Raw genomic sequence first — 12,871 nt, 5'->3', positions numbered from 1 at the left:
TTTTGGTGTGTTTCGCGTTCGGGCACGGCGGGCGGCCTCGCGCCGACATCGGTGTTCCAAACAGTACATTTGCGCGGCAATTTAATGCAAATGAGAGGCATTTGCAATCGTAATTTCGAGATTGGGCGGGGGAAGGGAAGCGGAGTGTTACCAGCCGTTCAATGAGGGGAAGGCAGGGACGGAAGTCAGGCCCGCCTCGCGTGACGACGCGCTCGCCGACGCGTGCCGGCGAGTGCGCACTCAATCCGGATCGGCTTTGAGCCCGCCTTCGATCCACCGCGCTTCTGACGCACGAAGATGTGCGCGGATCGCCGTCTGCGCGGCGATCGGATCGCCGGCTTGCAGTGCGAGGAGCACGTCCTCGTGCTCGCGCACGGCGGCGGTCCAGGTCTGAGGATTCTCCGCGTGGCCGCGCATGGCCGTCGCGATCGGGTCGTGGCGGCTGTCGAACAGCTCGCCGACGAAGCGGGTGAGCACCGAATTGCCGGCGGCTTCCGCGATCAGCATGTGGAACTGCCGGTCGGCTTCGACCGGGGATTTGCCGGCCTCCGCGAGCCGCTTCATGCGCTGCACCGTGCGGCGCAGGCGCTCGAGCATCGCGGCCGTCATCCGCGCGGCGGCCAGCGCGGCGACGCTGCCTTCGACGGCCGCGCGGGCCTGCATCAATTCCGACGGGCTGTCGCCGAGCGTGGCCATCGGGCCGACAGCATCGGCCGCCGTGTCGCGCACATACACGCCGGAGCCCATCCGGATCTCGATCTGGCCGCCGATTTCCAGTGCGATCAGCGCCTCGCGAAGCGACGGGCGCGAGACGCCGAGCGTCAGCGCCAGCTCGCGTTCCGGCGGCAGCCGCTCTCCGATCGCGAACTCGCCCTGGCGAATCAACGCGACGATCTGGGCCGCGACCGATTGGTAAAGCCGCTTGGGTTCTGTCGATTTCATCCGATGCAGTGGGATCAATGCGCTTTCGGCGCAAGCGCGTGTCGCGGAGTCTATCACGCGCGCCGCTTCGCCCAGTGTGGCGGCCCGTCGATCCCGATGTCCGGGTTTTCACCATTGGTAAGATCAGATGTGAATAGTTAAATTGGCTTGACCAAAATTGGTTTGATTGCTGTAATTCATCTAAATTGGACTGACCAGAGGATGCCGAGGTCGATCCACCCCAAGGAGACGCAATGGCATTGCCTCGCAATCTGCCCGATCAGGTCGTCCAGGACGAAGCGGACCGGGAGATCCTGTGCCTGGAAGGGATTCGCAAGCGCTTTCCGGGCGTGCTGGCGCTCGACGGCATTCGCCTCGACCTGCGCCGCGGCGAAGTGCATGCGGTGTGCGGCGAAAACGGTGCGGGCAAATCCACGCTGATGAAGATCATCAGCGGTCAGTACCTCCCCGACGAGGGCGTCGTTCGCTATCGCGGCGCGCCGGTGCGCTTTCGTTCGGCCTCCGAAGCGCAGGCGGCCGGCATCGCGATCATTCACCAGGAGCTCAATCTCGTCCCGCACCTGAGCGTGGCGGAGAACCTGTTCCTCGCACGCGAGCCGCGGCGCGGGCCGTTCGTCGATACGAGGCGCATGAATGCGGACGCGGCGCGCTGCATCGCGCGAATCGGCCTGAACGTCGCGCCGACGACGAAGGTCGGCGTGCTGTCCATCGCGCAGCAGCAAATGGTCGAGATCGCGAAGGCGCTGTCGCTCGATGCGCGCGTGCTGATCATGGACGAACCCACGTCGTCGCTGACGGAAGCGGAAACGGTGCAGCTCTTTCGCATCATCGAGGAACTGCGCGCCGACGGCGTGGCGATTCTGTATATCTCGCACCGGCTCGACGAAATGGCGCAGATCGTCGATCGCGTGACGGTGTTGCGCGACGGGCGCCATATCTCGACGGACGATTTCGCCGACGTGAGCATCGACGACATCGTCGCGCGCATGGTCGGACGCTCGCTCGACGACGCCTATCCGTCGCGGCAGTCGGCGCCGACGGACGACGTGCTGCTCGACGTGCGGGACCTGCGCCGCGACGGCGTGTTCGGGCCGGTGTCGCTCGCATTGCGCCGCGGCGAGATCCTGGGTTTCGCGGGATTGATGGGCGCCGGGCGCACCGAGATCGCGCGCGCGATCTTCGGTGCGGACCGTCCCGACGGCGGCACGATCGCGCTGCACGGCCGGCCCGTGACGATCCGCTCGCCGCGCGAGGCGATCCGGCACGGCATCGCGTATCTGTCGGAGGACCGCAAGACGGAGGGGCTCGCGCTGTCGATGCCCGTCGCGGCGAATCTCACGCTCGCGAACGTGCGCGGCATCGCGTCGCGTCTCGGGTTCCTGCGCTTCGACGACGAATTGAACGTGGCGCGCCGCTACGTGCAGGACCTCGCGATTCGCACGCCGTCCGTGCATCAGCGCGTGCGCAACCTGTCCGGCGGCAACCAGCAGAAGGTCGTCATCGGCAAATGGCTTTACCGCGGCTCGAAGATCCTGTTCTTCGACGAGCCGACGCGCGGCATCGACGTCGGCGCGAAATTCGCGATCTACGGGCTGATGGACCGGCTCGCCGCCGACGGCGTCGGCGTGGTGCTGATCAGTTCGGAACTGCCGGAGCTGCTCGGCATGACCGACCGGATCGCCGTTTTTCACGAAGGTCGATTGACCGCATTGCTCGACACGAAACACACCAGTCAGGAGGAGATCATGCACTACGCGTCGGGGCGTTCCCATGCTTGAAATGACATCCGATCGAAGCCAGGCCGACGAACGGGCGGCGCGACAGCGGCGGCGCGACCTGATCCAGAAGTTCGCGGCGCTGGGCAGTCTCGTCGTGCTCGTGTTCGCGTTCTCGATCTCGAGCGCGGCGTTCTTCTCGGTCGACAACCTGATGACGGTCGGCCTGCAGGTCACGTCGATCGCCTATCTGGGCGTGGCCGCGACCTGCGTGATCATCACGGGCGGCATCGACTTGTCGGTCGGCTCGGTGCTCGCGCTGGCCGGCGTGTGCGCGGCGCTGCTGGTCAAGGCCGGCGTGCCGGTGCCCGCCGCGATGGCGGCGGGCGTCCTGGTCGGCGCGCTGTGCGGGCTCGTCAACGGCATCTGCGTGACGCAGATGGGCCTGCCGCCGTTCATCGCGACGCTCGGCATGATGCTGGTCGCGCGCGGCATCGCGCTGCAGATCACGGGCGCGCGGCCGGTATCGGATCTCGGCGACGCGTTCGGCGCGCTCGGCAACGGCGCGCTGTTGCGGATCTCGCGCATCGGCGCGGACGGGTTCCCCGACACGACCTTTCCCGGCATTCCGTATCCGGTCGTGATCATGGTCGTGCTGTTCGTCGTGGTGTCCGTCCTGCTGTCGAGAACGGCGCTCGGCCGTCATATCTACGCGGTCGGGTCGAACGCGGAGGCGGCCCGGCTGTCGGGCGTGAACGTGCAGGGCGTGAAGCTGTTCACCTACGTGCTGTCCGGCGCGCTCGCGGGCGTGACCGGCTGCGTGCTGATGTCGCGGCTCGTCACCGGGCAGCCGAACGAGGGCGTGATGTACGAGCTCGACGCGATCGCCAGCTCGGTGATCGGCGGCACGTCGCTGATGGGTGGCGTCGGCACGATTTCCGGCACGGCGATCGGCGCGTTCGTGATCGGCGTGCTGCGCAACGGCCTGAACATGAACGGCGTGTCGAGCTTCATCCAGCAGATCATCATCGGCGTCGTGATTCTGGGCACGGTGTGGATCGACCAGTTGCGCAATCGCCGGCCCTGACCGGCAGCAAGCAGTCCCTACCAACGAGAAGCGGAGCGAGACATGAACAAATCCATCCTGCTGGCGGCATCGGCGTGCGTGTTCGCGGTATGCAGCAGCGGCGCGCAGGCGGCGGGCGGCGAGATCGCCGTGATCGTCAAGACGGTCAATTCGAATTATTGGCAGAACGTGCAGAAAGGCGCGAAGGCGGCGCTCGACGGAGCCAAGGGCTACACGATGACGTTCCAGGGGCCGGCGGCCGAGTCGGACATCAGCGGGCAGGTCAACATGGTCGACAACGCGGTCACGCGTCATGTTGCGGGCATCGTGCTCGCGCCGTCCGACCCCGATGCACTCGTCCCCGCGATCAAGAAGGCGTGGGAAGCGCACATTCCCGTCGTGCTGATCGACTCGGCCATCGCGGACGCCGGCAAGCCGTATTACCAGGCGTTCCTGTCGACCGACAACGAGAAGGCGGGCGCGCTGTGCGCGAAAGCGCTGATCGACCGCGTCGGGCAATCCGGCAAGATCGCGATCATGTCGTACGTGCCGGGCGCGGGCTCCGAGGTCAGCCGCGTCGGCGGGTTCCGCAAATATATCGAGAGCCATTCGAAACTGCAGATCGTCGGTCCGTACTACTCGCAATCGCAAATGGCGACCGCGCTGAACCAGACGACCGACGTGCTGTCGGCGAACCCGGACCTGAAGGGCATCTTCGGCGCGAACGAGCCGACCGCGGTCGGGATGGGCCGCGCACTGAAGCAGTCGGGCAAGGCGGGCAAGGTGGTGGCGATCGGGTTCGACGGCAACGAGGATCTGCAGGGCTTCGTGCGCGACGGCACCGTGCAGGCGATCGCCGTGCAGGGATCCTGGCAGATGGGGAACCAGGGCGTGCGCACGGCGCTCGACGTCATCGCGCGCAAGCCCGCGCCGAAGCTGATCGATACCGGCGTCGTGATGGTCGACAAGCAGAACCTCGATTCGCAGGCGGCGAAGAATGTCTTGTACTGACCGGCCGTGCCGCTTTCCCGTATCGAGTCGCGACTCATGAACGCAAACGACACGCACAGCTTGCCGCGCAGCGGGATGACGATGTCGGCCCTCGGTCTCGGCTGCTCGCAGCTGGGCGGCCTTTATCGCCCGATGTCGGCCGTCGATGCCGCCGCGCTCGTCGACGCCGCGTGGGCGGCCGGCCTGCGCTATTTCGATACCGCGCCGTTTTACGGCTACACGCTGTCCGAGCGGCGCGTGGGGGCGGCGCTCGCCCCGCGCGAGCGCGGCGCCTTCACGCTCAGCACGAAGGTCGGGCGGCTGATGCGCGCCGACGCGAGCGTGCGGCCGGGCGACGACGGCTGGGCCGAGCCGCTGCCGTTCCGGCCGGTCTACGACTACAGCTACGACGGGATCATGCGCTCGCACGACGACAGCCGGCAACGGCTCGGGCTCGCGCGAATCGACATGCTGTACGTGCACGACATCGGCGCGATGACGCACGGCGATCGTCACGCGCACTATTGGGAACAGTTGACTCGCGGCGGCGGGTTTCGCGCGCTGGAGGCGCTGCGCTCGGGCGGCGAGATCGGCGGGTTCGGTCTCGGCGTGAACGAATGGGAAGTCGCGGCCGATGCGTTGAACGAAGCGGCGCTCGACGCCGTGCTGCTGGCCGGCCGCTACACGCTGCTCGAACAGACGGCGCTTGAACCGCTGCTCGACGCGTGCGCCCGTGAAGGGACGGGCATCGTGATCGGCGGCGTGTTCAACTCCGGCCTGCTCGCCGGCAACGGCAAGTTTAACTATGCGGACGCGAGCGCCGACGTGATCGACAAGGCCACGCGGCTCGGCACGCTGTGCAACCGCTTCGACGTGCCGCTTCCCGCCGCTGCGTTGCAGTTTCCGTTCGGCCATCCGGCCGTCGTGTCGTGCGTGGTCGGCGCGCGCAGCGTGGCCCAGTTGAAGCAGAACATCGCATGGTTCGAGCGCCCCGCACCGGCCGAACTATGGGATGCGCTGCGCGACGAAGGCCTCATCGCTGCGCACGCACCGGCACCGGCACCGGGAGCACGCGCATGACCGTTCGCATCGACGCCCATCAGCACTACTGGCGGATCGGCGCGCGGGCCGGCTGCTGGCCGCCGGCCGAACTCGACACGATTCACCGGGATTTCGGCCCCGCCGATCTGGCGCCGCTGCTCGATGCCGCGCGCATCGACACCACCGTCTTCGTGCAATCGCTGCCGAGCGAAGCCGACACGCGCTTTCTGCTCGATCTCGCGGCCGCCACGCCGAGTGTCGGCGCCGTGGTCGGCTGGGTCGACATGAAGGCCGACGACGCGCCGGTGCGGATCGCGGCGTTCGCCTCCGCGCCGAAGGCGCGCGGCTTGCGACCGATGCTGCAGGATCTGCCCGACGACGCGTGGATCGACGATCCGCAACTGGATCGCGCGGTCGCCGCGATGCTCGAGCATCGGCTCGGTTTCGATGCGCTGGTGATGCCGCGCCATCTCGATGCGCTGCATGCATTCGCGCGACGCCATCCGGATCTGCCGATCGTGATCGACCACGGCGCGAAGCCTTTCATCGAGCGCGGCGTGCTGCAGCCGTGGCTGTCGGCGATGCGCAGGCTCGCGAGCCTGCCGAACCTGCATTGCAAGCTGTCCGGCCTGTGGACGGAGGCCGGGCCGTCGGCCGGCCCGGATGCCGTGCGCGCGCGCACGCGGCCGTATGTCGATGCGCTGGCCGAGCTGTTCGGGCCGACGCGCCTGATGTGGGGCAGCGACTGGCCGGTGTTGCGGCTGGCGTCGGCGTGCGGCGGCTACGGCGAATGGCTGGCTGCATGCGAGGACGACTGCGCGCGGCTGCTCGGCTCCGCTGCGCTGGCCGACCTCTTCGGCGGCAACGCGCGCCGCTTTTACCGGATCGACACAGCACGCCACGACGAATGAACCATAACGAAAGGAACCCGACATGCTCAGCGTGATTTGCGAATCCCCCGGCGTGCTGCGCGTACAGCAGCGCGAGCTGCCCGTGCGCGGCAGCGGCGAAGTGCTGCTGCGCGTGCAGCGCGTCGGCATCTGCGGCACCGATCTGCACATCTTCACCGGCAACCAGCCGTATCTCGACTATCCGCGCGTGATGGGGCACGAGCTTTCCGCGGTCGTCGTGGAGGCGGAACCCGAGTCGGGGCTCGGCGCCGGCGACGCGGTGTACGTGATGCCGTATCTGTCGTGCGGACACTGCGTCGCATGCCGTCACGGCAACACGAACTGCTGCGTGAACATCAAGGTGCTCGGCGTGCATCGCGACGGCGCGCTGGCCGAATACCTCAGCGTCCCCGCGCAATTCGTCCACAAGGCCGACGGCATTTCGCTCGACCAGGCGGCGATGCTGGAATTTCTCGCGATCGGCGCGCATGCGGTGCGGCGCGCCGACGTCCGTGCCGGGCAGCGGGCGCTGGTCGTCGGCGCCGGGCCGATCGGCATGGCCGCGATGATTTTCGCGAAGCTGCGCGGCGCCGACGTCACGTGCCTCGACACGCGGGCCGACCGGCTGGCGTTTTGCCGCCAGCACCTGGCGGTCGATGCGGCGGTGGAGGTGGGGGAAGACGATGCGGCGCACCTCGCGTCGTTGACGAACGGCGAGTATTTCGATGCGGTATTCGACGCGACGGGCAACCTCGATGCGATGAATCGCGGCTTCGAATTCGTCGCGCATGGCGGCAAATACACGTTGATCTCGATCGTGCGCGGGCACGTCGCGTTTTCGGATCCCGAATTCCACAAACGGGAAACCACGCTGCTCGCGAGCCGCAATGCGACGGCCGAGGATTTCGCGACGGTGCTCGACGCGATGCGCGCGGGGCGCATTCCAGATCGCGCGCTGAACACGCACCGGATGCGGCTCGAAGAGGTGCCGGACGCGTTTCCGCGTCTGCTGGAAGCGGGGCAGACCGTCGTGAAGGCGCTCGTCGAATGCTGAGCGAACGAATCCGGCACGCGGAGCGCACGCGATGACGCCGCCGATCCTGCAGTTCGGCACGAGCCGCTTCCTGCTGGCGCACGTCGACCTGTTCGTGTCCCAGGCGCTGGACGACGGCAACGCGATGGGCGGCATCGGTATCGTGCAGACGACCGGCAATCCGGCCAGCCGCGCCCGCATCGACGTGCTGCGCGCCACCGGTCGCTATCCGGTGCGGATTCGCGGGCGCGACCGCGGCGGCATCGTCGACGAAGTCGTCGAATGCCGCGCCGTGCAGCGCGCGTGGGGTGCCGAGCGCGACTGGGCGGAGATACGCCGTGCCGCGGTCGAGACGGTGCGCGTCATCGTGTCGAACACCGGCGACGCAGGCTATCGCGCCGATCCGCGCGACGCCGCGGACTTGCTGGACCGGCCGGAGCAAACCCCGCGCGGCTTTCCGGCAAAGCTGCTCGCGCTGCTGCATGCGCGCTGGCAGGTGCGACCCGACGACGGCATCTCCGTCCTGCCTTGCGAATTGGTGACCAACAACGGCGACACGCTGCGCGACATCGTGCTGGACCTCGCGCGCCGATGGCGGCTGCCCGACGCGTTCGCCGACTATCTGTGCAACCGTTGCGTGTGGGTCAACTCGCTCGTCGACCGCATCGTGTCCGAGCCGCTGCATCCGGTCGGCGCGATCGCGGAGCCCTATGCGCTGTGGGCGATCGAACGGCGTGCCGGCATGGCGCTGCCGTGCCGGCACGCGCAGATCGTCGTCACCGACGATTTGCGCAGCCACGAGCGCCTGAAGCTGTTCTTCCTCAATCTCGGGCACAGCTGGCTCGCGGAGCAGTGGCTCGCGGCGGGGCGCGACGCATCGGAAACCGTGCTGGACGCGATGCACGATGCGCGGCTGCGCGACGGCCTCGAGGCGGTGTGGCGCGATGAAGTCGCGCCGGTATTCGTCGCGCTGGGCTTGCGCGAAACGGCGGAACGGTACGTCGACAGCGTGCGCGAGCGTTTTCTCAATCCGTTTCTCGCGCATCGCATCGCCGATATCGCGGTCAACCATCGCGAGAAGGTGGCGCGGCGGATCGAGCCGTTGCTCGCGCTCGCGGATTCGCTGACGCTGACGGCCGAACAACCCCGGTTGCGGCAACTCGTCGCCCGCCATGGCCCGGCGGCCGGCGATCCGGCGGCCGGCGCAACGACAGGGAGACATGCATCGTGAAGCAACCGGCAATCGTGATCCTTCACGGCGACGACAACGTCGCCGTCGCACTCGACGCACTGGCGCCGGACGTGCCGATCGACGTGCGCGGCGCGCCGTTGCGGCCGGCGGCCGCGGTGCCGGCCGGCCACAAGATCGCCACGGCGCCGATCGCGCGCGGCGACGCGATCGTCAAATGCGGGCAGCCGATCGGCATCGCGCTGCGAGACATCGACGCGGGCGAGCACGTGCACGTGCACAACGTCGGGATGCCCGAGCGGCATGCGCATGACGACGCGCGTGCCGGCGACGCGCACGAGGTTCCGGCCGATCGCGCCGATACCTTCGACGGATTCGTGCGGCCCGACGGCAGCGTGGGAACCCGCAACTACGTCGGCGTGATCGCGAGCGTCAACTGTTCGGCGAGCGTCTGTCATGCGATCGCCGATGCATACCGGCACGGCGCGCTCGATGCGTTCGGTCATGTCGACGGCGTCGTCGCGATCACCCATCAGAGCGGCTGCGGCATGTCGGCAACCGGGGACGGCATCGAACTGCTGCGGCGCACGCTCGTCGGCTATGCACGGAACCCGAACTTCGCCGGCGTGTTGCTCGTCGGCCTCGGGTGCGAGGTCAACCAGGTCGGGGCGCTCGCGCAACGGCTCGATGCGGCCGCGCCGGGCACCGTGCGCACGCTGGTCATCCAGGACGAGGGCGGGGTGCGCGATACCGTGGCCCGCGGCGTGTCGATCGTGCGCGAATTGGTGGAGGCGGCCGACGGCGCGCGTCGCAGCGCGGTGCCGGCGTCGCGGCTGAAGGTCGGCCTGCAATGCGGCGGGTCCGACGGCTACTCGGGCATCACGGCGAACCCGGCGCTCGGCGCGGCCGTCGACCTGCTGGTCCGCAACGGCGGCACCGCGATTCTGTCCGAGACGCCCGAGATCTACGGCGCCGAGCATCTGCTGATCGCGCGGGCGGCCTCGCGCGACGTGGCCGAGCGTCTGCGCGGCAGGTTGCAGTGGTGGGAGCGCTACGTTGCCGATCACGGCGGCGAAATGAACAACAACCCGTCGCCCGGCAACCTCGCCGGCGGCATCACGACGATTCTCGAGAAGTCGCTCGGCGCGGTGTCGAAGGGCGGGCGCTCGCCGCTGCGCGCGGTCTACGATTATGCGGAGCCGGTGCGGCAAGCCGGGCTCGTGTTCATGGATACGCCCGGTTACGACCCGGTGTCGGCCACCGGGCAGATCGCCGGCGGCGCGAATCTCGTGTGCTTCACGACGGGCCGCGGTTCGGTGTTCGGCTCGAAGCCGGTGCCGACGATCAAGATCGCGACGACGACCGGCCTGTTCGAGCGGATGCGATCGGACATGGATTTCGACAGCGGCGGGATCGTCGCCGGTTCGCTCACGGTCGACGAAGCGGGCGCGCGGCTGTTTCGGCTGATGCTCGACGTCGCCTCCGGACGACGCTCCCGCAGCGAGGACAACGGTATCGGCGAACGCGAGTTCGTGCCGTGGCTGCGCGGCGCGGTCATGTGACGCGAAAGGCGATGTGCGACCGCGTGCGCAATCGGACAGCGAAGGAGAGGCCGCGATGGAAACCCGCATGAGCGAGCCGGCGATCGGCGAAACCGGCCACGGCGGCTCGCTGTCGGAACTGGAGAAGGGATTGCTCGATGAGGCGCTGCGGCTGCTCGCCGAGACGCGCGCGCGTGCGCTGGAACTCTGTGTCGAGGTCAGCCGGCGGCAGGGCGGCGCCGCGCCGGATGTTCACGATTTCAACCTGCCGACGATCATCGAACTGCAACGGCGCTTCGGTACGCGGTCTTGCCCGTGGGCGGCGCCGTTGCAGGATCGATCCTCGCGGCCGGCTACGCCGCCGACAGCGTGATCGACACGCCCGTCGCGGTGTAGACCGGCGTGGCCTTGAAGCCGTCGACCGTCACCGTCGAGAACTTCGCGGCAGCCGCCGCGCCGTCGATCAGCGCGATGGTGTCGCCGGCCTTCGGCGCGTAGCCGTTCACGAACTTCACGTGCAGCGTGCCGCCCGCGATGGTGAGCGGGCCGCCCACGCGAAGCCGCCCGCCGCCGTTGCCGTCGATGTCGAGTTCGAGCGTCGCGTTGTCGAGCTGCGTGTAGCGCGCGGCGATCGTCACCGGCGCGGCGGCCGCGATGCGCACGCTGCCGCCCGGGCCGACGTACACGTCTCCTTTGCCGAACGCCGTCGTCGACGCGGCTGCCAGCGTGCCGCCGCTCACCTGCGTGCCGCCCGTGTAGCCGTTGTTGCCCGCCAGCGTCAGCGTGCCGCTGCCCTGCAGCGTCAGCTTGCCGGTGCCCGCGACGTCGTTGCGCCACAGGTCGGCGGCATTGAAGCCGCCCTGCGACGCATCCATCGACACGATCACGTTGCCGTTGAACGCGCCGTAGCCGTCGGCCGCGGCGAACAGGTTCAGGCGGCCCCAGCCTTCCGCGTCGTCCATGACCGGATAGCCGGACGGCAGCTCGGTCGTTTTCAGCACGACGCGCCGCTGGTCGGCGCTCAGATACGGAAAACGCGTCTGCAGCAGAATCTCCGCGCCTTTCGGTACGACCGGCGGTGCGTTCGTCGATTCGAGCGCGCCGAAGCCGAACGTCATGCGGCGCAGGAACGCGGCGCGGTTCGCCGTGTAGTCGGCGAACCGGTCGGTGGCCGTCGTGCCGGAATGCGCGAATGCGGAGAACGTCGTGGCGCTCGTTCCCGTCAGTTGCTGCAGCGTCTGATGGGCTTGCGTGTAGGCGGCCTGCGCGTCGCCGGCGTACGCGGTCAGGTTCGCCGCGCTGACGGCCAGGGCGAGCATGCGGCCGCCGATCACGTCGAGCGGCGAATGCATGCCGGCCAGAATCCGGTTCTCGCCGAGCTCGAGGCCGCGGCTGACCATTTCCTGGAAGCGTTCCGGCACGAGCCACGCCATCGTCGTCGCATCGCGCACCGCCTCGGCCGTATGGCCGCTGATGAAGCCGCCGTCGGTCGCGGGCGTCGCGCTTTCGGCCGGCACGAGCGTCGGCGCGACGATCACGCTCGTGCTCCAGCGGTACGGACGCGCGTATTTGAAGAAGCGCTTGGACGGTTCGGTCGACGCGTTGTTGCCCATTTCGTTGAGCAGGTCGACGACCTTGCCGAAGCTGGCGTTGCCGCCGCTGCTGCCGACGCCGACGTTGTTGCCGGCGTCGTTGTACAGCACGGTCGTCGCATCGGCGGGCACGCTGGTGATGCTGGTCGTCTGCTGGGCCGCGGTGCGCCACGCGGCGGTGAGCGGACCCATGCCGTCGGTCACGCTGTATCCCTTGCCGCGCCGGTCGTCGTAGTACGCGGCATCGGCCTGTTGCGGCGTGCGCGCGGTCGTCGCGTCGATCACGTACTGCACGTTGGCCGACAGCACCGCATCGTTCAGGATCGTGCCGCACGGCACGCCGCTGTTCGGCAGCCCGGAGCAGGTCGACGGCGAGACGGCCGGAAACGCGCCGTTCGCCGGCGCGGACACGCCCGCGTCGACCAGCATCGTCGACGGTTGCCAGAGATCGAGGAAACGGCTCAACACGCGGACCGCGGCGTTGGTCGACAGCGTCGCATAGCGCGCATCGCCACGCTGGTTGGTCGCGACGTTGTCGACGAAAGCGGGCGCGCTCGGGATCGGCGCGCTGTCGACGAAGCCGGGGTCGGCGGGCGGCGCGGGCACGGCCGCGGCGATCGTGCCGGTCGACGCGACGTCGTCGCCGCCGCCGCAGGCAGCCAGTACGATCGCACTCGACAATGCCGCGACGTGCAGCGGGAAACGGCTTCGTGACGCAAACATGCAAGACTCCATCCTGATGGTCGAAGATGGAGGATTGTGGTGAGCGATCGTTACGCGGCCGTTACGGAATTGTTTCGCGTCGTCGTCGATACGCGACATTCCCACTATCTGGTTAATTTCCGCTACTTAACATGACGGGTGCGCGAACG

Annotated in this window: 11 protein-coding genes; 9 read left to right on the top strand and 2 right to left on the bottom strand. The window is 68.3% G+C overall.

The genetic code is table 11. From position 1 onward, the window contains the following. Positions 1 to 240: 240 nt before the first annotated feature. A complete protein-coding gene (locus WT97_RS03325; protein WP_034209092.1) occupies positions 241 to 942 on the bottom strand; it encodes a FadR/GntR family transcriptional regulator in 702 nt (233 codons plus the stop codon). 233 nt (positions 943 to 1,175) lie between these two features. On the opposite strand from WT97_RS03325, the gene WT97_RS03320 reads away from it, so the two are divergent. From WT97_RS03320 to WT97_RS03280, 9 genes are read left to right on the top strand one after another with little or no spacing between them, the layout of a single operon-like run. Beyond that, complete coding sequence (locus tag WT97_RS03320) at positions 1,176 to 2,720, top strand: sugar ABC transporter ATP-binding protein (RefSeq protein ID WP_060352817.1); 1,545 nt, start codon at positions 1,176 to 1,178, stop codon at positions 2,718 to 2,720. Beyond that, positions 2,713 to 3,744, top strand: coding sequence for an ABC transporter permease (locus WT97_RS03315; RefSeq protein WP_059794468.1), 1,032 nt, complete (start codon positions 2,713 to 2,715; stop codon positions 3,742 to 3,744). Before WT97_RS03320 ends, WT97_RS03315 begins: the two co-directional genes overlap by 8 nt. Positions 3,745 to 3,786: 42 nt before the next feature. Beyond that, the gene (locus WT97_RS03310; protein WP_059794465.1) at positions 3,787 to 4,734 is read left to right on the top strand and encodes an ABC transporter substrate-binding protein; all 948 of its coding nucleotides are present in this window, start codon (positions 3,787 to 3,789) and stop codon (positions 4,732 to 4,734) included. A gap of 36 nt (positions 4,735 to 4,770) precedes the next feature. Continuing rightward, positions 4,771 to 5,793 (top strand): aldo/keto reductase, encoded by a 1,023-nt coding sequence (locus tag WT97_RS03305; protein WP_060352816.1) that lies wholly within the window; start codon positions 4,771 to 4,773, stop codon positions 5,791 to 5,793. Continuing rightward, positions 5,790 to 6,665 (top strand): amidohydrolase, encoded by an 876-nt coding sequence (locus tag WT97_RS03300; RefSeq protein WP_060352815.1) that lies wholly within the window; start codon positions 5,790 to 5,792, stop codon positions 6,663 to 6,665. The genes WT97_RS03305 and WT97_RS03300 overlap by 4 nt, the downstream gene beginning before the upstream one ends. A 22-nt stretch (positions 6,666 to 6,687) precedes the next feature. Further along, the gene (locus tag WT97_RS03295; protein ID WP_060352814.1) at positions 6,688 to 7,698 is read left to right on the top strand and encodes a zinc-binding alcohol dehydrogenase family protein; all 1,011 of its coding nucleotides are present in this window, start codon (positions 6,688 to 6,690) and stop codon (positions 7,696 to 7,698) included. A gap of 31 nt (positions 7,699 to 7,729) precedes the next feature. Beyond that, positions 7,730 to 8,908: a D-mannonate oxidoreductase gene (locus WT97_RS03290; RefSeq protein ID WP_060352813.1), complete on the top strand. Its 1,179-nt coding sequence runs from the start codon at positions 7,730 to 7,732 to the stop codon at positions 8,906 to 8,908. Then, positions 8,905 to 10,428 carry a UxaA family hydrolase gene (locus WT97_RS03285; protein ID WP_059506230.1) on the top strand — a complete coding sequence of 508 codons (1,524 nt, stop codon included), beginning with the start codon at positions 8,905 to 8,907 and terminating at the stop codon, positions 10,426 to 10,428. The genes WT97_RS03290 and WT97_RS03285 overlap by 4 nt, the downstream gene beginning before the upstream one ends. Positions 10,429 to 10,483: 55 nt before the next feature. Next, entirely contained in the window at positions 10,484 to 10,780 is a 297-nt protein-coding gene (locus WT97_RS03280; RefSeq protein ID WP_059506228.1) for a hypothetical protein, read from the top strand. On the opposite strand, the gene WT97_RS03275 is transcribed toward WT97_RS03280, so the two are convergent. Then, positions 10,761 to 12,722, bottom strand: a complete 1,962-nt coding sequence (locus WT97_RS03275) for a phosphatase PAP2 family protein (protein WP_060352812.1) — start codon at positions 12,720 to 12,722, stop codon at positions 10,761 to 10,763. The genes WT97_RS03280 and WT97_RS03275 overlap by 20 nt on opposite strands. Between the last annotated feature and the right edge of the window lie 149 nt (positions 12,723 to 12,871).

The sequence above is a fragment of the Burkholderia sp. MSMB1459WGS genome, assembly GCF_001534535.1.
Classification (GTDB): Bacteria; Pseudomonadota; Gammaproteobacteria; order Burkholderiales; family Burkholderiaceae; genus Burkholderia.
Note: the sequence above shows the minus strand (reverse complement) of the source record. Positions and strands in the feature narration are given on the sequence as shown.

Excerpts from the sequence above, each read along its gene's own strand:
- WT97_RS03325 (WP_034209092.1), bottom strand. The coding sequence starts at position 942 with ATGAAATCGACAGAACCCAAGCGGCTTTACCAATCGGTCGCGGCCCAG.
- WT97_RS03320 (WP_060352817.1), top strand. The coding sequence starts at position 1,176 with ATGGCATTGCCTCGCAATCTGCCCGATCAGGTCGTCCAGGACGAAGCG.
- WT97_RS03315 (WP_059794468.1), top strand. The coding sequence starts at position 2,713 with ATGCTTGAAATGACATCCGATCGAAGCCAGGCCGACGAACGGGCGGCG.
- WT97_RS03310 (WP_059794465.1), top strand. The coding sequence starts at position 3,787 with ATGAACAAATCCATCCTGCTGGCGGCATCGGCGTGCGTGTTCGCGGTA.
- WT97_RS03305 (WP_060352816.1), top strand. The coding sequence starts at position 4,771 with ATGAACGCAAACGACACGCACAGCTTGCCGCGCAGCGGGATGACGATG.
- WT97_RS03300 (WP_060352815.1), top strand. The coding sequence starts at position 5,790 with ATGACCGTTCGCATCGACGCCCATCAGCACTACTGGCGGATCGGCGCG.
- WT97_RS03295 (WP_060352814.1), top strand. The coding sequence starts at position 6,688 with ATGCTCAGCGTGATTTGCGAATCCCCCGGCGTGCTGCGCGTACAGCAG.
- WT97_RS03290 (WP_060352813.1), top strand. The coding sequence starts at position 7,730 with ATGACGCCGCCGATCCTGCAGTTCGGCACGAGCCGCTTCCTGCTGGCG.
- WT97_RS03280 (WP_059506228.1), top strand. The coding sequence starts at position 10,484 with ATGGAAACCCGCATGAGCGAGCCGGCGATCGGCGAAACCGGCCACGGC.
- WT97_RS03275 (WP_060352812.1), bottom strand. The coding sequence starts at position 12,722 with ATGTTTGCGTCACGAAGCCGTTTCCCGCTGCACGTCGCGGCATTGTCG.